General features: G+C 36.2%; 1 protein-coding gene. It reads left to right on the forward strand.

Going from position 1 to position 674, the window contains the following annotated elements:
• Window positions 1–66: 66 nt before the first annotated feature.
• Window positions 67–531: an IS200/IS605 family transposase gene (gene tnpA / locus AX662_RS02275; protein ID WP_002883780.1), complete on the forward strand. Its 465-nt coding sequence runs from the start codon at window positions 67–69 to the stop codon at window positions 529–531.
• Window positions 532–674 lie beyond the last annotated feature (143 nt).

Consider the following 674-nt stretch of genomic DNA (forward strand, 5'->3'; position numbering starts at 1 on the left):
AAAAAACTCCAAACGAGTTACAATATAGGTGTTCAAGCCAATTGTAAAACGAAAGGAGTTAAGACTATGGCGCAAAAAGCTCACAGTTTATCACATACAAAATGGATGTGTAAGTACCACATTGTATTTACACCTAAGTATAGACGAAAAATAATCTATAATCAATATAGGAGTAGTCTGGGAGAGATTTTTCATAGACTATGCCAATATAAAGGCGTTGAAATAATAGAAGGCCACTTAATGCCAGATCATGTTCATATGCTAGTAAGTATTCCACCACGAATGAGTGTAGCTAGTTTTATGGGATATTTAAAAGGTAAAAGTGCATTGATGATGTTTGATAAACACGCCAATTTAAAATATAAATTTGGTAACAGACATTTTTGGGCAGAAGGTTATTATGTAAGTACGGTAGGACTTAATGAAGCCACAATTAAGAAATATATTCAGGAACAAGAGAAGCATGATATCGCTTTGGACAAATTAAGCGTAAAAGAATATGAAAATCCCTTCAGGGATAATGGTAAGTAATGCGAATGCCTCTTTGAGAGGCTTGTGACGAGTCAAAAGCAATAAGGCTTGAACAAAGTGAAAGCCAGCGTCTTTAGGCGCTGGCTGGTATTATGGGCTTATAGCCCTTGATCAAACCACCCGTTAGACGGGTGGTTATGATT

This window comes from Streptococcus sp. CCH5-D3 (assembly GCF_001556435.1).
Classification (GTDB): Bacteria; Bacillota; Bacilli; order Lactobacillales; family Streptococcaceae; genus Streptococcus.

Bases quoted from the DNA above. Each gene is read 5' to 3' on its own strand.
- tnpA (WP_002883780.1), top strand. From the start codon at position 67: ATGGCGCAAAAAGCTCACAGTTTATCACATACAAAATGGATGTGTAAG.